General features: G+C 42.4%; 25 protein-coding genes. 24 read left to right on the top strand and 1 reads right to left on the bottom strand.

Translation table 11 applies throughout. The annotated features are described in order from the left end of the window. The first annotated feature begins 11 nt into the window (after positions 1-11). The 10 genes from PCY11_RS01130 to PCY11_RS01085 all read left to right on the top strand — a co-directional run bounded on the left by PCY11_RS01130 (position 12) and on the right by PCY11_RS01085 (position 8,751). Positions 12-821, top strand: coding sequence for a purine-nucleoside phosphorylase (locus PCY11_RS01130; protein WP_070674259.1), 810 nt, complete (start codon positions 12-14; stop codon positions 819-821). Between the two features lie 4 nt (positions 822-825). Next, positions 826-2,058, top strand: coding sequence for a chloride channel protein (locus PCY11_RS01125; protein ID WP_176745624.1), 1,233 nt, complete (start codon positions 826-828; stop codon positions 2,056-2,058). Further along, positions 2,055-2,768 carry a type 1 glutamine amidotransferase gene (locus tag PCY11_RS01120; protein WP_070845508.1) on the top strand — a complete coding sequence of 238 codons (714 nt, stop codon included), beginning with the start codon at positions 2,055-2,057 and terminating at the stop codon, positions 2,766-2,768. Before PCY11_RS01125 ends, PCY11_RS01120 begins: the two co-directional genes overlap by 4 nt. Positions 2,769-3,287: 519 nt before the next feature. Continuing rightward, the gene (gene deoD, locus PCY11_RS01115; protein ID WP_003007097.1) at positions 3,288-3,998 is read left to right on the top strand and encodes a purine-nucleoside phosphorylase; all 711 of its coding nucleotides are present in this window, start codon (positions 3,288-3,290) and stop codon (positions 3,996-3,998) included. Continuing rightward, positions 3,998-4,765, top strand: coding sequence for a hypothetical protein (locus PCY11_RS01110; protein WP_070845488.1), 768 nt, complete (start codon positions 3,998-4,000; stop codon positions 4,763-4,765). Before deoD ends, PCY11_RS01110 begins: the two co-directional genes overlap by 1 nt. Then, on the top strand, positions 4,766-5,497 hold the full coding sequence (locus tag PCY11_RS01105) for an NAD-dependent protein deacylase (protein ID WP_070505624.1): 732 nt from the start codon (positions 4,766-4,768) through the stop codon (positions 5,495-5,497). Between the two features lie 124 nt (positions 5,498-5,621). Further along, on the top strand, positions 5,622-6,593 hold the full coding sequence (locus PCY11_RS01100; protein WP_070845487.1) for a hypothetical protein: 972 nt from the start codon (positions 5,622-5,624) through the stop codon (positions 6,591-6,593). Between the two features lie 144 nt (positions 6,594-6,737). Next, a complete protein-coding gene (locus tag PCY11_RS01095; RefSeq protein WP_070845486.1) occupies positions 6,738-7,799 on the top strand; it encodes a hypothetical protein in 1,062 nt (353 codons plus the stop codon). Between the two features lie 5 nt (positions 7,800-7,804). After that, a complete protein-coding gene (locus tag PCY11_RS01090) occupies positions 7,805-8,131 on the top strand; it encodes a hypothetical protein (RefSeq protein ID WP_049485767.1) in 327 nt (108 codons plus the stop codon). A gap of 146 nt (positions 8,132-8,277) precedes the next feature. Beyond that, a complete protein-coding gene (locus PCY11_RS01085; RefSeq protein ID WP_049485766.1) occupies positions 8,278-8,751 on the top strand; it encodes a hypothetical protein in 474 nt (157 codons plus the stop codon). 120 nt (positions 8,752-8,871) lie between these two features. Here the strand turns inward: PCY11_RS01085 and PCY11_RS01080 are convergent, their stop codons facing one another. Continuing rightward, positions 8,872-9,780, bottom strand: coding sequence for a LysR family transcriptional regulator (locus tag PCY11_RS01080; RefSeq protein WP_049485765.1), 909 nt, complete (start codon positions 9,778-9,780; stop codon positions 8,872-8,874). Positions 9,781-10,023: 243 nt separating this feature from the next. Here PCY11_RS01080 and PCY11_RS01075 point away from each other — a divergent pair, with 243 nt between their 5' ends. The 14 genes from PCY11_RS01075 (at position 10,024) to PCY11_RS01010 (ending at position 24,227) form a co-directional block, all read left to right on the top strand. Further along, positions 10,024-11,460, top strand: coding sequence for a DUF6688 family protein (locus PCY11_RS01075; protein WP_070845485.1), 1,437 nt, complete (start codon positions 10,024-10,026; stop codon positions 11,458-11,460). A 185-nt stretch (positions 11,461-11,645) separates the two neighbouring features. Beyond that, positions 11,646-12,452 (top strand): dihydroorotate dehydrogenase electron transfer subunit, encoded by an 807-nt coding sequence (locus PCY11_RS01070; protein WP_070845484.1) that lies wholly within the window; start codon positions 11,646-11,648, stop codon positions 12,450-12,452. Positions 12,453-12,461: 9 nt separating this feature from the next. Beyond that, positions 12,462-13,400 (top strand): dihydroorotate dehydrogenase, encoded by a 939-nt coding sequence (locus PCY11_RS01065; protein WP_301362334.1) that lies wholly within the window; start codon positions 12,462-12,464, stop codon positions 13,398-13,400. A 179-nt stretch (positions 13,401-13,579) separates the two neighbouring features. Further along, positions 13,580-14,272 carry an orotidine-5'-phosphate decarboxylase gene (gene pyrF, locus PCY11_RS01060; protein ID WP_003011715.1) on the top strand — a complete coding sequence of 231 codons (693 nt, stop codon included), beginning with the start codon at positions 13,580-13,582 and terminating at the stop codon, positions 14,270-14,272. Between the two features lie 389 nt (positions 14,273-14,661). Next, entirely contained in the window at positions 14,662-15,294 is a 633-nt protein-coding gene (pyrE, locus tag PCY11_RS01055) for an orotate phosphoribosyltransferase (protein ID WP_003003338.1), read from the top strand. A 142-nt stretch (positions 15,295-15,436) separates the two neighbouring features. Next, on the top strand, positions 15,437-16,036 hold the full coding sequence (locus PCY11_RS01050; RefSeq protein WP_070846306.1) for a hypothetical protein: 600 nt from the start codon (positions 15,437-15,439) through the stop codon (positions 16,034-16,036). Between the two features lie 56 nt (positions 16,037-16,092). Next, complete coding sequence (locus PCY11_RS01045; protein WP_070846304.1) at positions 16,093-16,584, top strand: DUF3592 domain-containing protein; 492 nt, start codon at positions 16,093-16,095, stop codon at positions 16,582-16,584. 148 nt (positions 16,585-16,732) lie between these two features. Further along, positions 16,733-18,235, top strand: a complete 1,503-nt coding sequence (locus PCY11_RS01040; protein ID WP_070846302.1) for a glycosyltransferase family 39 protein — start codon at positions 16,733-16,735, stop codon at positions 18,233-18,235. A gap of 130 nt (positions 18,236-18,365) precedes the next feature. Then, positions 18,366-19,019, top strand: coding sequence for a uracil-DNA glycosylase (locus PCY11_RS01035; RefSeq protein WP_070846300.1), 654 nt, complete (start codon positions 18,366-18,368; stop codon positions 19,017-19,019). Between the two features lie 9 nt (positions 19,020-19,028). Beyond that, the gene (locus PCY11_RS01030) at positions 19,029-19,493 is read left to right on the top strand and encodes an 8-oxo-dGTP diphosphatase (RefSeq protein ID WP_003003493.1); all 465 of its coding nucleotides are present in this window, start codon (positions 19,029-19,031) and stop codon (positions 19,491-19,493) included. A gap of 11 nt (positions 19,494-19,504) precedes the next feature. Then, on the top strand, positions 19,505-20,773 hold the full coding sequence (locus PCY11_RS01025; RefSeq protein ID WP_070846298.1) for a dihydroorotase: 1,269 nt from the start codon (positions 19,505-19,507) through the stop codon (positions 20,771-20,773). Between the two features lie 14 nt (positions 20,774-20,787). Continuing rightward, positions 20,788-21,630, top strand: a complete 843-nt coding sequence (locus PCY11_RS01020) for an SGNH/GDSL hydrolase family protein (RefSeq protein WP_070846296.1) — start codon at positions 20,788-20,790, stop codon at positions 21,628-21,630. Further along, entirely contained in the window at positions 21,599-22,231 is a 633-nt protein-coding gene (locus tag PCY11_RS01015; protein WP_021153114.1) for a YpmS family protein, read from the top strand. Before PCY11_RS01020 ends, PCY11_RS01015 begins: the two co-directional genes overlap by 32 nt. Before the next feature lie 433 nt (positions 22,232-22,664). Beyond that, complete coding sequence (locus tag PCY11_RS01010; protein ID WP_070674014.1) at positions 22,665-24,227, top strand: 2-isopropylmalate synthase; 1,563 nt, start codon at positions 22,665-22,667, stop codon at positions 24,225-24,227. The last annotated feature ends 11 nt before the right edge of the window (positions 24,228-24,238 follow it).

The raw sequence follows: 24,238 nt of genomic DNA, 5'->3' as shown, positions 1-24,238 counted from the left end.
GGAGATATGCAATGACATTATTAGCAAAAATCAATGAAACAGCTGCTTTTTTGAAAGGCAAAGGAATGGAAGCACCTGAGTTTGGCTTGATCCTTGGATCAGGTCTTGGAGAATTGGCTGAAGAAATCGAAAATCCAGTCGTAGTAGACTACTCTGAAATTCCAAACTGGGGTCGTTCAACGGTTGTCGGCCATGCTGGTAAATTGGTCTACGGTGAGCTTGCTGGACGTAAGGTTTTGGCCCTTCAAGGACGTTTCCACTTCTACGAAGGAAACCCACTTGAAGTGGTAACTTTCCCAGTTCGTGTCATGAAAGTTTTGGGATGTGAAGGGGTTCTTGTTACCAACGCTGCTGGTGGTATCGGATATGGACCAGGTACTTTGATGGCTATCACAGACCACATCAATATGACTGGTCAAAACCCATTGATCGGTGAAAACTTGGATGACTTTGGTCCACGTTTCCCAGATATGTCTAAAGCTTACACACCTGAATACCGTGAGACAGCTCATAAAGTAGCTGACAAATTGGGTATCAAATTGGATGATGGGGTTTATATCGGTGTGACTGGTCCTACCTACGAAACTCCAGCTGAAATCCGTGCGTTTAAGACACTTGGCGCAGATGCTGTCGGAATGTCAACCGTTCCGGAAGTCATCATTGCAGCACACTCTGGTTTGAAGGTTCTTGGTATTTCATGTATTACCAACTTTGCGGCTGGTTTCCAAGAAGAGCTCAACCACGAAGAAGTGGTAGAAGTGACAGAGCGCGTCAAAGGCGACTTCAAAGGATTGCTGAAAGCGATTCTTGCTGAACTCTAATCCAATGAAAGTACGACTCCAAAGTCTGCCCTACGGACTGAGGTTACTTCTAGCTACTTTATCCTTGGGAATAGGAACAGGTCTGGTCGGAATTGCCTGCCATTATCTACTAGAAGGGGTGCAAGGGCTGGCCTTTGGCCAAGCTACGTCAGATTTGCTCCAGCAATTTCAAGAAGCTGGAGTTCTCCGTAGATTTCTGGTCTTGTGTGTGACTGGGTGCTTCGCAGCTGGCTTCTGGTATGTCCTGCAAAAACGTTATAAGATCCTGTCTATTCGCCAGCAAATTGACCTAGCTGGAGACCGGGATCCAGCGCCCTTAGCCCACCTCCTTCATGCAGGGATGCAGGTGGCGATTGTCGGAGCAGGTGCATCGGTCGGAAAAGAAGGAGCCCCACGTGAGGTCGGGGCTCTTCTAGCTGGTTGCTTGGCGAAGGGATTCTCACTCGCTCTTAAAGAGCGAAAAGTCTTGATTGCCTGTGGGGCTGGAGCTGGTTTGGCTTCGGTTTATCAGGTTCCCTTTGCCAGTAGCTTGTTCGTCTTTGAGACCTTAGGACTTGCCTACAGTTGGCAGAACCTTCTACTGGTTTTGACCAGTACTTATCTGGCCACCTGGGTCGCTCAGCCTATTGTTGGTCAGGAGGCCATTTATCACCTGTCCGCAGTTTCATGGTCGGCTAGCAGCTTCTTACAGGCTATTGTGATTGCTTTCTTGGTCACTCCCATGGCTCTGGTCTTTGCTTTCCTCGCCAAGCGGGCTAGTCACAAACGGCGCAAGGATGGGACGATTCTTTGGGCTCTTCCTCTAGCCTTTCTAATGCTGGGGAGCCTAGTAGCCTTTTTCCCTATCTTTATGGGAAATGGCCAGGTACTAGCGCAAGCCCTCTTGTCTAGCCAGTCGATTCCTTATCTTCCACTGACTCTTGCAGTGAAGGGGCTTATGGTTTACCTCCTCTTGCGCAATGGTGCCTATGGAGGGACCTTGACACCATCATTTGCCTTAGGGATTGGATCTGGCTATCTAGTGACCTTGCTTTTGACAGTCCTTGGGATTCATCTGGATCCAGCTATAGGGATGTTACTTGGAGCTACAGTCTTTTTAGGGACGACCCTACAAGCTCCTCTGACAGCCATTGCCCTGAGCCTTGGATTTACAGGCCAAACTTGGAATTTGACTATTCCGCTGGTACTTGCGGCTGGTCTGTCATACGTGATTCGAAAGAGATGGGAGAAGAAATGATGAAGGTACATTTTGTACTGCATGAAACCTTTGAAGTGCCGGGCGCTTATCTAAAATGGGCACAGGAGCGTGGCCATCAAGTGACCACGACTAAAGTCTATGAGAATGAAACCTTACCAGAGTCAGTGGATGAGATTGACTTTTTGATCGTCATGGGAGGACCTCAATCGCCAGACGAAGATCGAAAAGCTTTTCCATACTACGATCCTCAGGCAGAGATCGACCTGATTCAAAAGGCCATGAAGGCAGATCGTTATATTGTTGGGGTCTGTCTTGGTGCTCAGCTCCTGTCTGTTGCTTATGGCGCGAACTATGAGCACAGTCCAGAACGTGAGATTGGTGTTTTTCCTGTGACCTTAACGCCTGAAGGACTCACAGATCCGCATGTCGGTGAGTTTGGAGCAACTCTTGAAACTGGTCATTGGCATGGTGATATGCCAGGATTGACAGAGGATGCTATCGTTCTTGCGACCAGTCAAGGTTGTCCACGTCAGATTATTCGCTTCAGTCCTAAACACTATGCCTTCCAAGCCCACCTGGAATTTGATCCAGAAGCAGTCGATCTCTTGATTGCTGCTGACGGTGAAGATCTTTTGGTAGAACAAAGTCAAAAACTGACCTTTGTTCAAAAACCTGAAGCCATTCGTGCTTACGATTATCGAGAAATGAATGCTAAACTCTACGCATTTTTGGATTCATTAACAAAATAAAAAAGAAAGGAAGGGTAGTTCGGGTTTGAAATTGAACCCGGGCAAGCCTTGACTTTCAAAACAATATTAAATTGAACCCGCCCTAAAAGCTGTGTGAAAAAGATTGATTGACTTGCAAGTCCATTACTTGCCGCGACAATCCCCTATTTTCACTTTGCTTATTATGGGCTTGGTATCTTATAGAAAGGTAGAGCATGTGTTCTAATTTGAACCCGAGCGGAAAGCTTTTCTAAACAAAAAATGAAAGGAAGGGCAGTTCGGGTTTGAATTGAACCCGGGCTAGAGGCTGTGTAAAAAAGATAAATCCTCCTAGATGCGAGGCATCTTTGTCGGATTTCCTATTTTTATTTTGCCTCTTTAACGCCTATTCTAAAAAATAAAAAAGAAAGGTAGAGCATGTGTTCTGATTTGAACACGAGCGGAAAGCTCGGAAAATAGATAATCTGACTGAGAAATCAGGATTTCTCGTCAGATTCCTAATTTTCAGTCGCTTTCTGGTCGCTCTTTGTATCATAAATTATGTCTATCCATATTGCTGCTAAGCAGGGTGAAATTGCTGATAAAATTCTTCTTCCTGGGGATCCTCTTCGTGCGAAATTTATTGCTGAGAATTTCCTTGAAGACGCTGTTTGTTTCAACGAAGTTCGTAACATGTTTGGTTACACAGGTACTTATAAAGGTCATCGTGTTTCTGTCATGGGTACTGGGATGGGGATGCCATCCATCTCTATCTATGCGCGTGAGTTGATTGTCGACTACGGCGTGAAGAAATTGATCCGTGTGGGAACGGCTGGTTCTTTGAATGAGGATGTCCATGTTCGTGAATTGGTCTTGGCACAAGCTGCTGCAACCAACTCAAACATCATCCGCAACGACTGGCCTCAATACGATTTCCCTCAAATCGCTAGCTTTGATTTGCTAGATAAGGCTTACCACATTGCCAAAGACCTTGGCATGACGACTCACGTCGGCAATGTCTTGTCATCAGATGTCTTCTATTCAAATTATGGTGAAAAGAACATCGAGCTTGGTAAATGGGGTGTGAAAGCTGTAGAAATGGAAGCAGCAGCCCTTTACTATCTTGCTGCTCAACACCATGTGGATGCCCTTGCTATCATGACTATTTCAGACAGTTTGGTCAATCCAGATGAGGACACAACTGCTGAAGAACGTCAAAATACTTTCACTGACATGATGAAAGTTGGTCTTGAGACCTTGATTGCAGACTAATGGCAAAATTCCTTCATGATGAATGGCTCTACGATCTCCAAAATTATCACTACAGCCGGGCTCTGCGCTCTATCAAACAGCAGGAAGAAGTACCGGATTTGTTGGTGAGCTTACTGCAGTTAATGGCGGAGCGTCGAGAGCTCAATATCCAACCCGTCATGAATCAAAAGTTGAGAACCGAGTTGCTAGAGGCGACTGGTTTTCAGCTTTTTTGGCATGAAGATCCAGAAGATGAACAGTTGGCCAACTACCTCTATGATCTCGAAGCGAAATTGCGAAATGAGCAGATTATTGACTTTGTTCGTGCCGTTAGCCCAGCTATCTATCGGACCTTTATGCGATTGATTCAGTTGAAAATTCCTGATATTACCAATTATATTCATAACTCCAAAGAATCGAGTTATGACCGTTGGAAGTTTGAGAGCCTTCATGCGTCCGCCAACCCTATCCTGCAGCAATTCCACAGCGAAAGTGTGGTCAATTCGTCCAGTTTGACGGAGTTGATTGTGCAGTTGGACTTGCCAGATAGCGTCAAAGTTGCGGCCCAACAATTGCGGGAGTTAGAAAAATCAGTTCGCAACCCCCTGGCCCACTTGATCAAGCCCTTTGATGAGGAAGAGCTTCATCGGACGACGGGTTTCTCTTCTCAGGATTTTATGAAGAATTTGATTGACCTTGCAAGCTACACAGGCATCCATTATGATCAAGTTAACTTTTATTTTGATCAGGCCAATGCTGTCATGGAAGAGCTACTAAAGGAGAAGTAGATGGATAAGATTGCTCAACTACAGGAGATGATTGATCAGAGTCAACGGATCGTGTTTTTCGGAGGGGCAGGAGTTTCCACGGAGTCAAATATTCCAGATTTTCGAAGTTCAGACGGTGTCTATAGTGTTCAGGTGGGGCGGCATTTGACAGCTGAGCAATTGGTCTCCCATACCATGTTTGAGCGCTATCCTGAGGACTTTTTCGACTTTTACAAGAAGTACTTGCTCTACCCTGATGCCAAGCCCAATGCTGCCCATCGGTATCTGGCTTGGCTGGAAGAGACTGGTAAGCTCATGGCAGTGGTGACGCAAAATATTGACAGTCTCCATGAAATGGCTGGTTCTAAAAACGTTTTGAAGCTCCATGGTAGTGCTGATCGCAATTACTGTACGGGTTGCCAGCGTTTTTATGATTTGGAAGCTTTTTTAGCTTTGGAAGGCCCGGTTCCACACTGTCTGGACTGTGGCAAGGTGGTCAAGCCTGATGTAACTCTTTATGAGGAACCTCTCGATATGGACGTCTTTAGTCAAGCTGCCCAAGCCATCCAAGAGGCTGATTTGCTGATTATTGGTGGTACCTCTCTTGTGGTCTACCCAGCAGCCAGTTTGATTCAGTATTTCCGAGGGAAGAAGCTGGTTGTCATCAATAAAACCAGTATCCCACAAGATAAGCAAGCAGACCTAGTTATCGAAGGAAAAATTGGCCAAGTATTTTCACAATTAAGACAATAAAAGAACACCTGAGGGAAGTGGAAATCCACTTGTTTCAGGTGTTTTTATGTCTACCTTTTGACTAGCGCTATATGAATGTATTTGATTATGATATAATGAAATAGATTTTGTCAAGGAGGCGTGCATGAAGAAGTTGAGGATGAAGAGAAAATTTGTATTTCTTGCTTTAGTGAGTCTGTTTATTGGCTACATCGGTCTTCGGTATTATATTAAGCCAGATTGGTTTGATTCAGAGTATACTTATCATAAGGTCTATCAATACAAAGTTAGTAAAATAAAACCACAGAAAAAGATTATCAAAGATATTAACATCGAAATTATCCATGATAAAAATGAGCAAAGGCCTACAGATGGAAAATGGAAAGAGACCATACGAACAGATATTGATAGATATCGTAATGACCCAATATTACATGTGACTTTTACTGATAACAGTAAGGCGGATATTCCCTTAAAAACAGATTCAATTGGTCCGTCATTTAGTTGGAAAAATTTGGATGATGAATTATATAAAAAATTATCGTCTCGTTTCCCGTTAGTAGAACCCATTGATGTTGTTCAATATCATTCTTTAGAATCTGTTCTAATGCTCTATCAGGGAGATACCTTATTTCGAATTCCAGAGAAACAAACAGTGATTCAATTCCAGGTGAAAAATCCAAATAATGGTAAGCTCCAAACTTACTATCAATATGGTTCAGAACCTAAATTTAATTATTTTCGACCAGTATTCTTTTTACAAAACAAAGCACACTTATATAATGAAAAACCAGAATTTTTTAATGCTTATAACCAATCTAGTAAAAAAAATTATTGGGATAGAGATTTCGAATTTAGACATGCTAATTTATCAATTTCGCAAGGGTATCGTTACTATCGTTTATTTTATTCCGATCGATTAAGCAATCAGCCGGTTGGAATTAGCCCTACGGGACATACATTTAAAACAACGATTACAGATACCTATATTTTACCAAATGAAGATCAGGATAGCGAGGGTGAAAAAGTTACTTCAAAATCGAAAACTTACACTGATCAAACTGAATACACGTATGAAATTCTTGACAGAAAAAAACCAAAAATCATAGTAGAATAATACAAGCTGGAGTTTAGTTTATTTCAATTCTAGAGTGAAACACTTCAACATTTTTATGGATTATATTTATATTAGGACAATAGGTTAGATTGTTCGGGTTTCTTCCTTATATTATAATGTATTAAATTTTCCTAGGAGGCGTGCATGAAGAAGTTAAAAAAGAAATTGCCACTTGTTTTAGTAGCTTTAGGATTATTCTTCTTTGGACTTTATCAATATTTGAAAAATTATGTTGATCCTGGTTTATTTGATAAGGACTATCAATATACCAGAGTTTATAACTACAAAGCAGAGAAGATCGAGCCCAAAAAAGCAAAAGTAAAAGAGATCAATCTTGAATTTATTTATTATGAAAAATCAGTGGTTCCTCAAGGGTTAACTTGGTCGGAAGAAACTCGGTCTGATCTTGGCCTTTTTAATGGTGGGGATGTCATTTTACATGCCACGTTAGAAGATGGTTCAAAAATTAGAATTCCCCTAGAAAAGACGATTCGAATGGGTCCAACCTTCAGTCGTAAATTACTATATGATAAAAAATTAGAACAAGAAATGCTCCGAAGATTTCCAAATGTGATCACAGAGAAAAATAGTGGTTTCAAAATTGCCTTTTTAGCTGGAATGATGTATGTAGGGGATACTCTCTATCAAGTTCCAGAAATAGAAGCTGTTACGCGTTTTGACCTAAAGAATCCAAAAAATGGAAAGTTACAAACTTATTATGAATATGGAAATTTGCCGGAGAAAACCAATACACCTGTGTTTTTAAAAACTAAAAAAGATGTGAATCAAGCAGACATGCAATCTTTTTATGATGATTACCATAACAGTTGGAAGGGTTACTGGGACAGGGGAGCCGATACCATTTCTAAAGAATTGTCAAATACCTATCAATATAAATTTTATTACGATACTTGGTATTATTCAGATTCTTTATCTAACCTTCCCATTAATATAAATCCTACAGGATCGAAATTTAAATTAACAGTTACCCGTACACAACTGATAAAGCGTGATCAAAATGATCGGATGAAAGTACGGACTACACAAAAGATCTATACAGAAAACAATAAAGAGGAGTATGAAAAAGAAGTCCTCAACGAACTGAGAAATTATTATGATGATAGTGAAAGAGCAAGAAAAAAATATTTCGTAAGTAAGAAACAAGAGGTTTCAATCTTGTTACTAGAGTCCATCTTTAGGAGGTGAAGAAGTTGGAAATTAAGAAGAAACATATCTACCTGGCTTTATTTGGTGTATTCATCGGTTATATTGCCCTACGTTATTATTTAAAACCTGAGTTATTTGAGCCAGGAGCGATTTATTATGATGTGTACAATTACAAAACCAGTAAAATTAAGCCACAGAAAAAGATTATCAAAGACATCAATTTCGAATTTATTCATGATGACATAGAAATGAAACCATCTAATGGACAATGGAAAGAATCTATCCGAACAGACATAGATGAATATGGTAGTCACAGAATATTACATGTGACCTTTACTGATAAAAGTAAAGCGGACATTCTTTTGATGTAGGATCAATTGGTCCTGCATTTAGCGAGAGAATTTTAGATAATGAACTTCTTACGAAACTATCTAACCGTTTTCCAAATCTAAAAAAGGTAGAACACAGGTATATTTATAGAACTGATTTAGTTTTAATGCTCTACCAAGGGGATACTTTGGTTCAAATACCAGAATATCCATATGAGATTAGATTTCAAGTTAGAAATCCAAAGAGTGGAAAACTACAAACTTACTACCAATATGGTACGGAACCAGAATTTACTTTTTTCCGCCCAGTATTCTTTCGGCAATCTGTTATGAATACAGCAGAAAGGAATCAAAGGTTTTTTGATGCTTATGATCAGTCAAAATCACACAATTATTGGGATACACGGTTTGATCATGGTGGAAATAGTTTAAATATTGGTCAAGAAAAATTTTCTGTTTATTTATTTTATTCTGATCGATTTACTAATCAACCGGTTGGAATTCGTATGACAGGAAATTCATTTAAAACTACTATAACAGATACATATATCATGAAAGACCGAAGCAAGAACATTAAAGGTTTTAGAGTTTTATCACAATCGAAAACATACACAGATAAAAATGAATACACAACTGAAATACTTAGTAAAAATGTTAACTAATTTCAGAAATTATGGATGTTGGAATGATTTTGTGAATACAAGTTGTTGACCCATATTGATTTCTAAATATAGAGATGACCATAAAAAATATCTGAGTGAAGATGAACACTCAGATATTTTTTATTTTTCAAACTTCACTTCCTCAAGCAAGTACTCGATGAATTTTTCTCCCATTTTTGAGAGGGCTGTTTTTTCATGTTTGATGTAGACCAGCTCGATCGGGTCTTCGATATCAAGGGGAATGGAGACGATGTTATTTCCGTTGAGATTGCTGTTGAGGATCCCAGTCGCAATGGTGTAGCCATCCAGACCAATCAAGAGATTAAAGAGGGTCGCCCGGTCACTGACAACGATGGATTTCTTATGATGCTCTTGAGAGAGAATCTCTTCTGAGAAGTAGAAGGAGTTGTGGGTTCCTTGGTCATAGCTAAGGTATGGGAAATCTTCCAGATCTGACAAGTGGACGATCTCCTTCTTGGCAAGAGGATTGGTCTTGCTGACAAAGATATGAGGTTGCGCTGTAAAGAGGTGGGTGGCAATCAGGTGATTATCATCCAGCATCTTAGAGAGGACATCTCGGTTGTAGCTATTCAAAAAGAGTACGCCAACTTCGCTTCGGAAATTCTTGACGTCATCGATGATCTCCCAAGTTCGCGTCTCCCGTAGGAAGAGCTCGTATTTTTCCATGTCGCTTTTCTTGAGGAGAGAAACGAAGGCCTCAACCACGAAGGCGTAGTGCTGTGAAGAGACACTGAAAAGCTCACGAGAACCCACGGGATTTTTATAGCGCTCGGATAAGAGGTCGATTTGCTCCACCACCTGGCGGGCATAAGAGAGGAACTCCATCCCATCGCGGGTCAAAGTGATCCCTTTAGGATTCCGGATAAAGATTTCAATTCCCATCTCATTTTCCAAGTCCTTGACGGCATTGGAAAGGCTAGGTTGCGTGATGAAGAGTTGTTTTGCGGCCTCATTCATAGAGCCGGTTTCGACGATTTTGATAATGTATTGTAATTGTTGTATTCTCATGCTTTTATTTTAACATAAAAGAGCGCGTTTTTCCCGTAAAATGTGGTCTTTCAAGGACTGTATCAGAGAATAACGCAGGCTGAGGTAGGTAATAGAAATTAGGCTAGATCAAATAGTTAAAAAATAGAAGATTGGAAACAAAATCTACATCTGGGGACTGATTTTGATGGAAAAATACAGTTTTGCCTTGCTGAAGGTAAGATCTGATTGATAGAATGGTAAAAAATTGATTGAGGAGATCTTATGAAAAAACTCGTTTCCTGGTATAAGAAAAAGGATAAGGAATTGGAAACCCATTTCACAGCTGGTCTGTTGCAGATCAATTTTGTGACCAATGCTCTGATTCTATTGGCCTTTTACATCTATTTGGTTATTAGTCAGTCGCTCTACGCAATAAAGGATCCATTCATTCAATTTAGTGTTTGGGAGGTCATTGCCTTCACCATGGAGATCTTTCCTTACGGTTTGACTCTGGCCCTCTTTGTCCCCAATATTTTTGTCATCATTTATGGGATTGGTCGGTGGTCTAGCCTCCAGTTCAAAGAATCTGAGGAAGAAGCTCTCGAAGATCCTGATTTGTTTGAAGATAGAATTCCAAAGGAAGGAGAAGGGACAAGAGAAGATGACGCATTCCTTATGAAAGAAAGGCAAGAATCACCTAGTCCTAAGCCTGTCAAAAAGAAAAAGCAACAGCCTACCATTGTTCTTTGGTTTGGACTCTTTGGTTGCTTTCTCGAAGCGATTTTCATTTACATCGTCAAGGATATGACCTTTTACGAATGGAATGAGCCTTTGATCAATTCTCAGAAACATGCTCTGATCTGGTCAGGTGCCTATCCAACCTTCTTCACCTTTGCTGCTCTCTCCTTACTAGCCTTGATCATCTATTCCTATCGGGATGCGAATTCACTCTCGCCGCTAGCGAACGTCTTCTGCATCAGTGGCATTCTAGGAGGAGTGGTTCTCCTCTTAGTTTTTGATAATCAACTGCAGGTAGCAAGTTTTCACACCTTTTTCTTACTGATCTATTCCATCCATCTCTTATGGGTTCGTATCAAGGAGTGGCAGGAAGATCGAACAGAGATAAGCTATAAGAATCGTCTACTTCAATGGTTGCACCAGCTCTTAAACAAGTCACGGAACTGGCCTTGGCTAGCGGTCCTTGTCGCTCTTCCAACTCTTGCTCTTGTTGTTTTCGTTCTCATGCTCTTTGGGCAGCAACCTGATTCCATGATCAAGGCCTGGACCAATACAGCAGACTGGGCCTTCTCACAAAAGATCCCTCCTCAGAATCTCATCATTGATGAGCACTATCTCTGTACGGTTGCGGCTGGTGGCCATGAAAATGTTGTCAAGCCCCAGCGGATGGGCGTGCGCCACGGTCATCCAGTCGTTGTCAATCGTCAGCTCTGTATTGCCAATGCCTTTGAGCAGGTGCTAGAAGAAAAGACGCCACGATTCCATCGCTTCTTGCGTCGCAATTACGACCGCTATGGCTATCCCTTTGCCAAACATATCAAGAAGAAATGGGCTATGGATGTCATTTACTATCTGATGAAGCCCCTGGAATGGATCTTCTTGTTGGTTCTCTACTTGGTCGATCGCAAGCCAGAAAACCGAATCGCTATGCAATACATCAAGCCGATTCCAGAAGATTTTGATCCCAAGAAAGTTTCCTAAGTCACCGATTTCTACTTGACAAGCGAGAAGAAGCGCGATATAATGAGACAAATTTAACCTTTAAGAGGTCCAGAGAGGCCTGCAAGGAAAGACAGAAAAAAGATCAGCGGACGGAGTCTAGCTGATCATTTGTGGGACCTTGCTTTTGCGAGGTCTTTTTTGCTGGAAGAAAGAAGAGGAAACCAATGGTCAGTGACAGTTGTAAAAAACGCTTTGGAAAAATCATGATGGAGGAGATGGAGCTAGTCGCTCAAGAAGAGATCGCTCCCCGCATCTATTCTATGATCTTAAAGGGGGAAATGGTGGAGCAGATGCTGCCAGGTCAATTCCTTCATATCCGCGTCCCTGATGGGTCCAAGCTCCTTCGCCGTCCGATTTCAATTTCTGAGATTGACCGTAAGACACAGACTTGTCGCTTGATCTACCGCATCGAAGGTGGGGGCACAACTATCTTTTCCCAATTGCCAATCGGTAGCAAACTCAGTGTCATGGGGCCTCAGGGAAATGGCTTTGATCTCACCGATCTGGGCCAAGGTCAGAAAGCCTTGATTATTGGAGGTGGGATCGGTGTTCCTCCTTTGGTCCAAGTGGCCAAACAACTCCATGAGCAAGGCGTGGAAGTTGAAGTGGTTATCGGCTTTGCGACCAAAGAAGCCGTCATTTTGGAAGAAGAGCTTTCTCAGGTTGCACATGTCACTGTAACGACAGACGATGGGACTTATGGCACTAAGGGCTATGTTTCTACGGTCATTGATCAGATGGACCAGAAGTTTGACGCTATCTATTCTTGTGGAGCACCTGGCATGCTCAAATATGTCAATACCAAATTCCATGACCATCCCCGCGCCTACATTTCCATGGAATCCCGTATGGCTTGTGGGATGGGGGCTTGCTATGCCTGTGTAGTGCATCTGGAAAATGAAAGCCAAGCAGCCAATAAGCGCGTGTGTGAAGACGGACCGGTTTTTGAAACCGGTACGATTGTGATGTAGGAGGACCTTATGACAGCAAATCGACTAGCCGTATCCTTACCCGGTTTAGACTTGAAAAACCCTATTATTCCGGCATCTGGCTGTTTTGGTTTCGGTCAGGAATATGCTAAATACTATGACTTAGACCTGCTTGGATCTATCATGATCAAGGCGACAACTGCGGAGGCTCGCTTCGGAAATCCGACGCCACGTGTCGCCGAGACGCCTGCAGGCATGCTCAATGCCATTGGGCTCCAAAATCCAGGGGTAGATGTGGTCCTAGCAGAGAAACTCCCTTGGTTGGCCCAACATTATCCAGAGCTTCCAATTATTGCCAATGTAGCCGGCTTCTCCAACGAAGAGTATGCGACGGTATCTGGCAAGATCTCGCAAGCCCCAAATGTCATGGCCATTGAACTCAATATCTCTTGTCCAAATGTAGACCATGGGAATAATGGTCTCTTAATCGGGCAAGTTCCTGAGTTAGCCTATGAGGCTGTGAAAGCAGCGGTAGAAGCGTCCTCAGTCCCTGTTTATGTCAAGTTAACGCCTAGTGTAGCAGACATCACGCAGGTCGCAAAAGCAGTAGAGGATGCAGGAGCGACTGGCTTAACCATGATCAATACCTTGGTCGGCATGCGCTTTGACCTCAAGACTGGTAAGCCCATCATTGCCAATGGAACCGGAGGTATGTCGGGACCAGCCGTTTTCCCAGTTGCTTTGAAACTCATCCGTCAGGTTGCCCAATCCACTAAACTTCCGATTATCGGAATGGGAGGTGTGGATTCAGCCGAAGCAGCCATTGAAATGATGATTGCAGGGGCTTCTGCGATTGGTGTTGGAACCGCTAATTTCACCGATCCTTATGCTTGTCCAACCATCATCGAAGATCTGCCACAGGTCATGGATCGCTATGGTATTGACACCCTTGAGAACTTCCGTAAACATGTACGGGAAAATCTACTGTAAATCCTTGACTTTTCCCAAATATCGTACTACAATAAATAAAAACCTTTAAAGCAGTCCAGAGAGGCTCCTAAGGTCTAGACGGTGAATCATGGTAGTTGTTCCTACCTAATTTTCGTGTAACCTTGCCTCGGGCAAGGTTTTTTTGTAGACAAAATGATCAATCAAAAAAGGAGTAATCCATGCGTGAAGAACGTCCTATTATCGCCCTTGACTTCCCAGCTTTCGAGGATGTCAAACACTTTTTAGAGCATTTTCCAGAAGACGAAAAATTATTTGTAAAAATCGGAATGGAATTTTTCTATGCAGTTGGTCCTGAAATTGTACATTACCTCAAAGGGCTTGGACACAGTATTTTCCTTGATTTAAAATTGCATGATATCCCAAATACAGTCAAATCAGCCATGTCCGTACTGGGAACTTTCGGAGTAGATATGGTGACGGTCCACGCAGCCGGTGGTGTAGAGATGATGCGCGAAGCCAAGGCAGCTCTTGGTGAAGGAGCTAAATTGGTAGCCGTGACCCAGTTGACTTCTACAAGTGAAGAAGACATGCGTGATTGCCAAAACATCCAAACAACGGTCCAAGAATCAGTAGTCAATTATGCTCGCAAGGCCCAAGAAGCTGGCTTGGATGGCGTTGTCTGTTCAGCCCATGAAGTAGCCTTGATCAAGGATGCCACTTCATCAGACTTTGTCTGTGTAACACCAGGGATTCGTCCTGCTGGAGCTGAAATCGGCGACCAAAAACGGGTCATGACCCCACAAGAAGCTCATAAAATTGGCTCTGACTATATTGTCGTTGGACGCCCAATCATCCAAGCAGAAAACCCATGGGACGCTTACCATGAAATTAAGAGACAGTGGAATAGTTAAGAACGTCTAAGAAGCTGTGCTTCAAGACGTTCTACGGGAAGCCCGATAGGGCCTTCCTTAAACTATTCACTAGATTTAGAGGATAAAAATAATCGTTTTATCCTTTAAATCGTCGGAACACTTATCGCTACTAAAAGTGAAACTTTTGTAGCTCTACGGGAAGTCCTATGGGACTTCCCTAACGCATTCACTAGATCACAGAAGAGAAAATGATCGTTTCTCTTCTGTGATCGTCGGAAGACTAATCGCCAGTAAAAGTAAAACTTTTGTAGCTCTACGGGAAGTCCTACGGGACCTTTCCTAACGCATTCACTAACCTGTAATGTTGTTGTTTGAATCAATTATTGATTTAATTCGTATATGATTAAAATCGTAATAAAGGAGTCGTCATGTCATTAGCTAAAGATATTGCTAGCCATCTTTTGAAAATCGAAGCGGTTTATTTGAAACCAGAAGAACCTTTTACTTGGGCATCTGGGATCAAGTCCCCTATTTATACAGATAACCGTGTAACCCTCGCTTATCCTGAAACTCGTACCTTGATCGAAAATGGATTTGTAGATAAAATCAAGGAAGCTTTCCCTGAAGTAGAAGTAATTGCAGGGACAGCAACTGCAGGGATTCCTCACGGAGCCATTATTGCGGACAAGATGAATTTGCCATTTGCCTACATCCGTAGCAAACCAAAAGACCATGGTGCTGGAAACCAAATCGAAGGCCGTGTACCTCAAGGTCAAAAGATGGTCGTAGTGGAAGATTTGATTTCTACTGGTGGATCTGTCTTGGATGCTGTCGCAGCTGCCAAGCGTGAAGGAGCGGACGTTCTTGGTGTCGTAGCTATCTTCACCTACCAATTGGAGAAAGCCGATAAGAAATTTGCGGAAGCTGGCGTTCAACTTGAAACCTTGTCTAACTATACAGAATTGATTCATTTGGCAGAAGAACAAGGTTACATCACCTCTGAAGGTTTAGAGTTGTTGCACCGTTTCAAGGAAAACCAAGAAACTTGGCAAAATAAATAATAGGACGGAAGCGTTTTTAACGCTTCTTTTTTATACTCTTTTCACTAGTTTGTGGTTAACTTGAATCTCAAAGTAAAATCCGGTATGATAGTAGTAATTGTTTTTATGGATGAAGGAAAATCTATTTTTAAGGGAGAAGAAGATGTCAAAAGAAGATTATTTGCAAATGAAGAAGCAGGCTCGGGTATGGTTTACCGTCAATATCATCATCAGTTTGATTGCTATTGCGGGAGGAATTTTAGTGGTCATAAGTAAATCACGTCATATCCCATTTTTATTGATGGCCTTGGGGGCACTGACTTTGATGAACCAAGTCTTGGTTACCCCTGCTTTCAACGCCAAAAAAGAAGCTGAGGAAGAACATCCAGAATGGAAGAGTTTGTCTACTAAAGATACTAAAATAACTGTAGAGAATCTGCAAAAAGGGTTTCTTGTATCCATTACGTCTCTTCTGATTGTCATTATTGGTTTCTTTATGTTTTATCGTCCTCTTCCGACAACAGACGCAGAAACTGAAGTGATTAAGACCTATCGCTTGATCCAGTCTGTGCCAGAAAATTCGACAGAAAAAGGATCTAGCACGGTCTCAAATTTGACTCCGAAAGATGTTCAAACCTTACAAGAATTGAAAGAAGAAATCGAATCTAACGCCCCTTCGGATTCAACATCACTGGATATCAATAAAGCAAAAGGTCTTGCAGAAAAGGCGCAACAACAGAATTGGTTGAAAAGAGGAGAATAAGATGATTTTTCAAGTGGTTTGAAATCAACTAGTTTATGTGAAAGGGTGAAAAATTAATGACAGCAACATTATTTTGGTTAATTTTGGGAATCTTGACACTTGTTTTCTTGATCATGCTGCTTATCTTTTACACCTTGTATCGTCGTGAAATAAAAGTGAAAACAGAATCAACCGCAAAAGTTATGGGAGAAGTCGTTGCTTTTGATTCAAAAAATCAACTGCTTATTTCTCTGCCTGTGGTGGAGTATCAAGTCGGGGGCGAAAGATACCAAAAGACCTTTACCTACGCTTATTTCAGAGAGACTTCTTCTAAGTCAAGACAAACCAATGTTTTCGATAGAACCTATGTTCTTGGAGCAGGTAAAAATCTGGATTTGCGGATGATATTCCCAATTGGGTCTCCTATGACAGTCTTTTATAATCCAAACGAGCCACAAATTGGTTTTGTCGAACGATATGCCGGCTTAGTCGGTTTCTATAAAATCGGGATGATTCTAACGGTTGGAATTTATCTTGGGTTAATATGCATTTTAATCCTAGTATTTTAGGTCTGTTAGTTAAGGTTAAGAGTTAAAAATTGCTTCGATAAAATGAGTATGTTTATAAATTACATTTCAGAACAACTTTTCTTTGCACTTTACAGTTGTTGATCACCCCAAAACAGCAGAAATGCTGTTTTTTTGATATAATGGACCTATGTTATCGAAAAGTAAACGTATTCTATTTGGGATGCTTCATGTTGTCATGTTGCTAGTGATGGTTCACTGGTTCTTGATCAGTGTGACCTATCTGAGAGAGATTTCATGGCTAGCCATTTTAGGTGCTGGATTGCTATTTCTGCTAGCCTGGTTGAAACGCGATGGGCTAAAGAGTGCCTTTGCTTGGTTGACCCGGCATAAAAAAGGCTTCTTGCTTGGAGCCCTTGTCTTTCAGTTGATTGTTATGGTCTGTGCGGAGCTCTTTATCCGTCGGGATGCTGCGGTTGTTTTCAAAGGGGCTTTTGATCTTCTTAAGCAATCCTCTATCACCAACTACCTCAGTCGCAATCCCAATAACATTCCGCTCTTTCTTTACGAGAAGTTTTTCTATGTCTTATTTGGCTCTAGCGGTCTGTGGGTCATGCAGGCTCTCAATATCCTCTATGTCAATCTGGGTGCAGTTCTCTTGTACAAGCTGTCCCAGAAGCATTTCAATCAAAAAACGGCTGATCTGGTCTATCTCTTCTATGTGAGCTTGATCTGTTACTCGCCTTATTTCTATTCCATGTATACAGATATTCCGCCGCTTCCTTTGATTGCCCTTCAATTATGGTGGGCCTTGGATCTCTTAAAGGAAGATCAAGCAGTCTCCTGGAAGAAGATGTTTGCTTTAGGGATTTTATCTGGCGTGACCATGTTGATCCGTCCAACGACGATTATTATCATGATTGCCTTTTGGGCTGTCCTCTTCTTTAGAGGAAACTGGAAGTCCTTTGGCAAGATTGCTACGGTGACAGTGATGATGACGGGCTTTGTCTTTGCAGGATTGAATACAGCGGTCAATCATCAAACAGTTGTACCAATTTTGAAACAAGAAGGTTTGGCTAAAGGACCACTCTTGTTTATCAATCTAGGCTTGACGGATATGGGGCATAACCAAGAAGATATGAAAGAAGGCTTGCTGGCCTATATCGATGAGGACAAGCGCTCGGATTACAACAATGGCCTCTTTAAAAAAGAAAATGTGATCAAAGAAATCAAGCGCCGTCTCAAGGAGTACGGACCGTTCGGTCTGATCGGGCATATCTACTACAAGCAATCCTTGACGGTAGCAGAAGGAACCCTGGGCTGGCTCTACCGAGATGTAGAGTATGAGAAGACGCCTTTTATCAATCCTCTCTATGCACCTCTGACTAAAAATAATGGTTTGGCAAAATGGGTGCGGACCTATTTCCTCAGCATTGATCGACCGCAGTACAAGTATTATGAATTTGTCAAGCAGGTGATCTGGATCATCCTATCGGCTGGTTTGGTTGGAGCTTATCTCAAACGTCGAGATACAGATGACTTTAACTTCCTTTCCTTAGCGGTCTTTGGTGGTTTGCTCTTTTTGACCATCTTTGAAGGTGGGAAGACCCGCTACCTCATCCAATTCTTACCGCAAATTTTACTAGTCGCTTCGATCGGTCTAGCAGGATTTACCAAGAAAGAAAATACATAAAAGCTCTCGCTTGTTTGACAGGCAGAAACAGAGGTTGGACAAAAATGTTCAGCCTCTTTTTTATCCAGTGGATCTGCGCCAAATGTGGTATAATGGAAGGTAAGAATTTATTGGATAGCGGAGAGTTTCCATGCAGCATTCACCCTGGCATGAAGCCATCAAATCCCATCTTCCAGAAGGGTATTTTCACCAGATCAATGACTTTATGAATGAAGTCTATAGCAAAGGAGTGGTTTATCCACCGCGTGACAAGGTCTTTAAGGCCTTGCAGACGACAGAGATGGATCAGGTCAAGGTCTTGATTTTAGGCCAAGATCCCTACCATGGACCGGATCAAGCGCAGGGCTTAAGTTTTTCTGTTCCAGATCATGTACCAGCGCCGCCTTCTTTGCAAAATATTCTCAAAGAATTGCGCTCAGATATCGGAGAGAAGCGTTCCCATGATCTGACCTCTTGGGCAGAGCAAGGCGTGCTCTTACTCAATGCCTGCTTGACGGTGCCTGCTGGTCAGGCCAATGGCCATGCAGGACAAATTTGGGAGCCTTTCACAGATGCTGTGATTAAGGTGGTCAATGAGTTGGAGGAGCTTGTTGTCTTTATCCTCTGGGGATCTTATGCCCGTAAGAAAAAGCCTCTGATTACCCACGATCGACATCTGGTCCTTGAATCAGCTCACCCAAGTCCTTTATCGGCCTACCGAGGATTCTTTGGTTCCCAACCCTTTTCAAAAACCAATCAATTTTTGAAAGAGGCGGGACGTGAGCCGATTGATTGGTTAAGATAGGAGAAAGAAATGCCACAATTAGCAACGATTTGTTACATTGACAATGGGAAAGAATTTCTCATGTTGCATCGCAATAAAAAGCCCAATGATGTCCATGAAGGTAAATGGATCGGAGTTGGAGGAAAATTAGAACGCGGGGAAACCCCACAGGAGTGTGCTGCGCGTGAGATTTTTGAGGAGACGGGCCTTAGAGCCAAGCCAGTCTTGAAAGGGATCATTACCTTTCCCGAGTTTACTCCAGATTTGGACTGGTATACCTATGTCTTCAAGGTAACAGATTTTGAGGGAGAACTGATCGAGTGTAACGAAGGGACCTTGGAGTGGGTACCTTATGATCAAGTCCTCTCAAAACCAACCTGGGAAGGGGACCACACCTTTGTCGAGTGGTTGTTGGAGGATAAACCCTTCTTTTCTGCAATGTTTCGCTATGACGGCGACCGTTTGTTAGAGTCGCATGTTGATTTTTATGAATAAAGGAGAATGCAATGGTTGTCATTAAAAATGGTCGCGTCATGGATCCCAAGACCGGCTTGGATCAAGTCTGTGACCTTCGTATCGAAGGAAAGAAAATTGTAGAGATCGCTGAAAACCTCCCAACGGATGGACAAGAAGTCCTTGATGCTACTGGTCTGGTTGTGGCACCTGGTTTGATCGATGTACACGTGCATTTCCGCGAACCCGGTCAAACTCATAAAGAAGACATTCATACGGGTGCCTTAGCCGCAGCTGCTGGTGGTTTTACTCGAGTGGTCATGATGGCCAATACCAATCCGACCATTTCAGATATTACGACCTTAGAGGAAGTCTTAGATTCTGCAGCCAAGGAAAATCTTCACATTCATACGGTTGCGACGGTGACTAAGAACTTTGACGGTCAACACCTGACAGATTTTGAAGGCCTGCTTAAGGCTGGTGCAGTAGGATTTTCAGATGATGGGATTCCCCTTCAAAGCACTAAGGTTGTCCGCCAAGCTTTGGAAGAAGCTAAGCGTCTAGGAACCTTTATTAGTCTGCATGAAGAAGACCCTGAGTTGAATGGCATTCTTGGTTTGAATGAAAACATTGCCAAGGAACACTTCCATGTCTGTGGGGCGACGGGTGTAGCTGAATATTCAATGGCTGCGCGTGATGCCATGATTGCCCATGCGACAGGTGCTCACCTCCATATCCAACACCTTTCCAAGGAAGAAAGTGTCAAGGTGGTGGAATTTGCCCAAGGATTAGGTGCTCATGTGACGGCAGAAGTGGCACCTCAACACTTTTCGAAAACAGAAAGTCTGCTCTTGACTAAGGGAAGCAATGCTAAGATGAATCCACCTCTTCGCTTGGAATCTGACCGTCTAGCAGTGATTGAAGGCTTGAAGTCAGGCGTCATCTCTGTGATTGCGACTGACCACGCGCCTCACCATGCAAATGAGAAGAATGTTCCTGATATTACCAAAGCACCATCTGGCATGACTGGGCTTGAAACTTCGCTCTCTATTGGTTTGACCTACTTGGTGCATGCTGGCCATTTAAGCCTGATGCAATTGCTTGAAAAGATGTCCTATAATCCAGCACGTCTCTATGATTTTGATGCTGGCTATATCGCAGTGGATGGACCGGCTGATTTAACCATCTTTGATCCAGAAGCAGATCGTCTGGTATCGGATCATTTCGCTTCAAAAGCTGGCAATTCACCATTTGTGGGTGAAACATTAAAAGGGAAAGTTGCTTATACAATCTGTGATGGACAAGTGATTTTTCAAGGATAAGCGATCGTATTCATATGAATCTTAAAAAAATGATGCAAGGCTTGGTTTTCTTTTTAACCAGCCTTCTTGTCTTTGTCTTTCTATTTCGTGCTCTGCTACCAACTGCATCCCCTCGTATGACCAAGCCCAAAACGGCTGCGAAAGAAATCACCTATACTTATGTAGCTCTAGGGGATTCACTGACTGAAGGAGTAGGGGATAGCACCAAGCAAGGGGGCTTCGTGCCCATTCTTGCCCAAAGCCTATCCAATGAAAATGACGGTCAGTACCAGCCTGTCAACTATGGAGTAGCTGGGAATACAAGTGCTCAGATCTTAGATCGACTCAAGAAGCAAACAGATCTTCAGAAGGATCTCAAAAAGGCGCGTGTCATGACCTTAACGGTTGGGGGAAATGACCTGCGCAAAGTCGTTGTCGATCATCTGAGTGACTTTTCCCTATCGGATATCCAAAAGCCGCTCAAGAATTATACAGCGAACCTCAAAGAAATTATTACAAAGGCCAGAAAGGACAATCCCCATCTTCCTATTTATGTAGTGGGGATCTACAATCCTCTTTACCTGAATTTTCCTGAATTAACTAGTATCCAGACGGCTGTAGATCGTTGGAATGAGACGACAGAAGAAACCATCGCGCAATTTGATCAGGTCTATTTCGTTCCGATCAATGATCTACTCTATAAAGGAATTGATGGAAAAATGGGCGTATCAGAAATCAGTGACGGGAAGACAACCGTTATCAATGATGCCCTGTATGAAGAGGATAGTTTTCACCCCAACAATACGGGCTATGAAAAGATGAAACAAGCAATATTGGAGAAAATCAATGCCACGAAGAAAACTTGGAGTCAAAAATAATCCCAACAAAGAGAAGGTCCCCTTCCTTCAAAAAATCAATATTTGGAAATGGTTGTTTTTAGGCTTGGTCAGCCTTCTCTTAGCCTTCGCTATAGTTGTGCAAGGACGCTTAGCGACGCCAAGAGAAGATGTTAGTCAGCTTCATCAAGCAGTTGGAACCAAAGATGTCAAAGTTGGAACCATGACAACGACTCGAGATCAACTCAATGATACCATCAAATCGCTTCTGAAAAAATATAAGCTGTCCGACTACAAGGTCTATGCGGACAATCAGCAAATCCTATTAGAAGGGCAGTTGAGTCTCTTAGGAAAGGAGTATCCCTTATATATTTACTTTCAACCATCCAAATTGGAAAACGGGAATATTCTCTTGACGGTGAAGGATTTTTCAGTCGGAACCTTTCAAATTCCACAAAAAATGGTTTTGCGACTTTTAAGCAAAAATAAAAATATCCCAGATTTTATCCAGATTTCTCCAAAGGAGTCTACCATTACCATTGTACTACCAAAAATTGACAATGATTTTGGAATTTACGTCAAGGCCAATACCATTGATCTCTATAATGACAAGATCGTTTTTGATTTGTATCAGAAGAAGTAGGGCGAAAGAGGCTATTCAAATTGAATTCACAATCATCTTAAAAAATTTCCTTAGGTTCAATAATTCCGAGTGCTAGAAACAATAGTGTTTCTAGCACTATTCTCATGACGGAAAGTTTCTAAGATGACTTTATCCTCAATCTAACTAGAACTGAAAGCTTTATTTTGTTTCTATTCAAAAAATTCAGAATATTACAGAAAATTCTTGACATTGCTTTTTCCCTATGCTAAAATACTAAACAAGACATTGAACAAAGGAGAAAGTCAAACATGAAAACAGCTAAGTTTATTCAATTTACTTTGTTGTTGAGGTACAAGGGCTAGTGCAGAAGCATTAGTCCTGTTTGGCTTACCAAGCGGGCAAAAACATCTCGCTTGGTTAACCGAGTGAGATGTTTTTCTTTATATCCACTACATAGAAATGAGGAGACCCTATGCGTAAAGTTGAATTTTTAGATACCAGCCTTCGGGACGGTGAACAGACTCCAGGAGTTAATTTCTCTATCAAAGAAAAAATTGCCATTGCTAAACAATTGGAAAAATGGGGTATTTCTGCTATTGAAGCAGGTTTTCCTGCAGCTAGTCCGGATTCCTTCACTGCTGTTCAAGAGATTGCCAAGGTCTTGACCAAGACAGCCGTGACAGGTTTGGCCCGTTCTGTCAAATCAGATATTGACGCTTGTTATGAAGCCTTGAAGGATGCTAAGTATCCGCAAATTCACGTCTTTATCGCAACCAGTCCGATTCACCGGGAGTTTAAACTCAACAAGACAAAGGAAGAAATTCTTGAAGCCATCAAAGAGCACGTTTCTTACGCTCGCTCAAAATTTGAGATTGTTGAATTCTCTCCCGAAGATGCGACCCGGACGGAATTGGATTTCCTCTTGCAAGTCGTACAGACTGCAGTCGATGCTGGTGCCAGCTATATCAACATTCCTGATACAGTCGGTTTTACGACACCAGCAGAGTACGGTGCCATTTTCAAATACTTGATTGACCATGTCAAGACAGACCGCGAGATTATCTATTCCCCTCATTGCCATGATGACCTAGGTATGGCCGTGGCGAATAGCCTCGCTGCTGTTAAAAATGGTGCCCGTCGTGTCGAAGGAACCATTAATGGAATCGGGGAGCGGGCCGGCAATGCGGCGCTTGAAGAAGTAGCAGTTGCTCTCAATATTCGCGAAGACTATTTTCAAGTGGAGAGTCCGATTGTCCTTAATGAAACCATCAACACTTCTGAGTTGGTCTCTCGTTACTCTGGTATTCCAATTCCTAAAAACAAGGCAGTTGTTGGTGGCAATGCCTTCTCACACGAGTCTGGAATCCACCAAGATGGGGTCCTTAAAAATCCTCTTACTTATGAAATCATCACCCCTGAGTTGGTGGGTGTTAAGAGCAACAGCCTTCCGCTTGGAAAATTGTCTGGTCGCCATGCCTTTGTCGAAAAACTGCATGAGTTGGGACTGGAATTTACAGAGGAAGACATCAAGCCATTGTTTGCTAAGTTCAAATCTCTGGCAGACAAGAAACACGAGATCACAGATGCCGATATCCGCGCCCTTGTTGCCGGTACAGCAGTGGAAAATCCAGAAGGATTCCAATTTAACGATCTCCGCTTAACCACCAATGCAGACGAAACGATTACAGCAGCAGTTAGCCTCAGCAATGAAGAAGGGGAAGTGCTTGAGTTCCTTGCCAATGGTCAAGGGTCGGTTGAAGCCATCTTTAATGCGATTGATAAATTCTTCAACCAAACCGTTCGCTTGACCTCTTACAATATCGATGCAGTGACAGATGGGATCGACGCTCAAGCCCGTGTCTTGGTATCGGTGGAAAATGTCGATACAGATACGATCTTCAATGCCTCTGGTTTGGACTTTGACGTATTAAAAGCCTCTGCCATTGCTTATATCAATGCCAATACGCTGGTTCAAAAAGAGAATGCGGGTGAAATGGGACGAACTGTCTCTTACCGGGATCTTCCACAAGCCTAAGAGGAAATGAA

This window comes from Streptococcus sp. SP8, from assembly GCF_030440045.1.
GTDB classification, from domain to species: Bacteria; Bacillota; Bacilli; order Lactobacillales; family Streptococcaceae; genus Streptococcus; species Streptococcus parasanguinis_I.
This window is presented reverse-complemented; position numbering and strand designations above follow the sequence as displayed.

Coding starts and splice junctions, on each gene's coding strand:
- PCY11_RS01130 (WP_070674259.1), top strand. CDS start 12: ATGACATTATTAGCAAAAATCAATGAAACAGCTGCTTTTTTGAAAGGC.
- PCY11_RS01125 (WP_176745624.1), top strand. CDS start 826: ATGAAAGTACGACTCCAAAGTCTGCCCTACGGACTGAGGTTACTTCTA.
- PCY11_RS01120 (WP_070845508.1), top strand. CDS start 2,055: ATGATGAAGGTACATTTTGTACTGCATGAAACCTTTGAAGTGCCGGGC.
- deoD (WP_003007097.1), top strand. CDS start 3,288: ATGTCTATCCATATTGCTGCTAAGCAGGGTGAAATTGCTGATAAAATT.
- PCY11_RS01110 (WP_070845488.1), top strand. CDS start 3,998: ATGGCAAAATTCCTTCATGATGAATGGCTCTACGATCTCCAAAATTAT.
- PCY11_RS01105 (WP_070505624.1), top strand. CDS start 4,766: ATGGATAAGATTGCTCAACTACAGGAGATGATTGATCAGAGTCAACGG.
- PCY11_RS01100 (WP_070845487.1), top strand. CDS start 5,622: ATGAAGAAGTTGAGGATGAAGAGAAAATTTGTATTTCTTGCTTTAGTG.
- PCY11_RS01095 (WP_070845486.1), top strand. CDS start 6,738: ATGAAGAAGTTAAAAAAGAAATTGCCACTTGTTTTAGTAGCTTTAGGA.
- PCY11_RS01080 (WP_049485765.1), bottom strand. CDS start 9,780: ATGAGAATACAACAATTACAATACATTATCAAAATCGTCGAAACCGGC.
- PCY11_RS01075 (WP_070845485.1), top strand. CDS start 10,024: ATGAAAAAACTCGTTTCCTGGTATAAGAAAAAGGATAAGGAATTGGAA.
- PCY11_RS01070 (WP_070845484.1), top strand. CDS start 11,646: ATGGTCAGTGACAGTTGTAAAAAACGCTTTGGAAAAATCATGATGGAG.
- PCY11_RS01065 (WP_301362334.1), top strand. CDS start 12,462: ATGACAGCAAATCGACTAGCCGTATCCTTACCCGGTTTAGACTTGAAA.
- pyrF (WP_003011715.1), top strand. CDS start 13,580: ATGCGTGAAGAACGTCCTATTATCGCCCTTGACTTCCCAGCTTTCGAG.
- pyrE (WP_003003338.1), top strand. CDS start 14,662: ATGTCATTAGCTAAAGATATTGCTAGCCATCTTTTGAAAATCGAAGCG.
- PCY11_RS01050 (WP_070846306.1), top strand. CDS start 15,437: ATGTCAAAAGAAGATTATTTGCAAATGAAGAAGCAGGCTCGGGTATGG.
- PCY11_RS01045 (WP_070846304.1), top strand. CDS start 16,093: ATGACAGCAACATTATTTTGGTTAATTTTGGGAATCTTGACACTTGTT.
- PCY11_RS01040 (WP_070846302.1), top strand. CDS start 16,733: ATGTTATCGAAAAGTAAACGTATTCTATTTGGGATGCTTCATGTTGTC.
- PCY11_RS01035 (WP_070846300.1), top strand. CDS start 18,366: ATGCAGCATTCACCCTGGCATGAAGCCATCAAATCCCATCTTCCAGAA.
- PCY11_RS01030 (WP_003003493.1), top strand. CDS start 19,029: ATGCCACAATTAGCAACGATTTGTTACATTGACAATGGGAAAGAATTT.
- PCY11_RS01025 (WP_070846298.1), top strand. CDS start 19,505: ATGGTTGTCATTAAAAATGGTCGCGTCATGGATCCCAAGACCGGCTTG.
- PCY11_RS01020 (WP_070846296.1), top strand. CDS start 20,788: ATGAATCTTAAAAAAATGATGCAAGGCTTGGTTTTCTTTTTAACCAGC.
- PCY11_RS01015 (WP_021153114.1), top strand. CDS start 21,599: ATGCCACGAAGAAAACTTGGAGTCAAAAATAATCCCAACAAAGAGAAG.
- PCY11_RS01010 (WP_070674014.1), top strand. CDS start 22,665: ATGCGTAAAGTTGAATTTTTAGATACCAGCCTTCGGGACGGTGAACAG.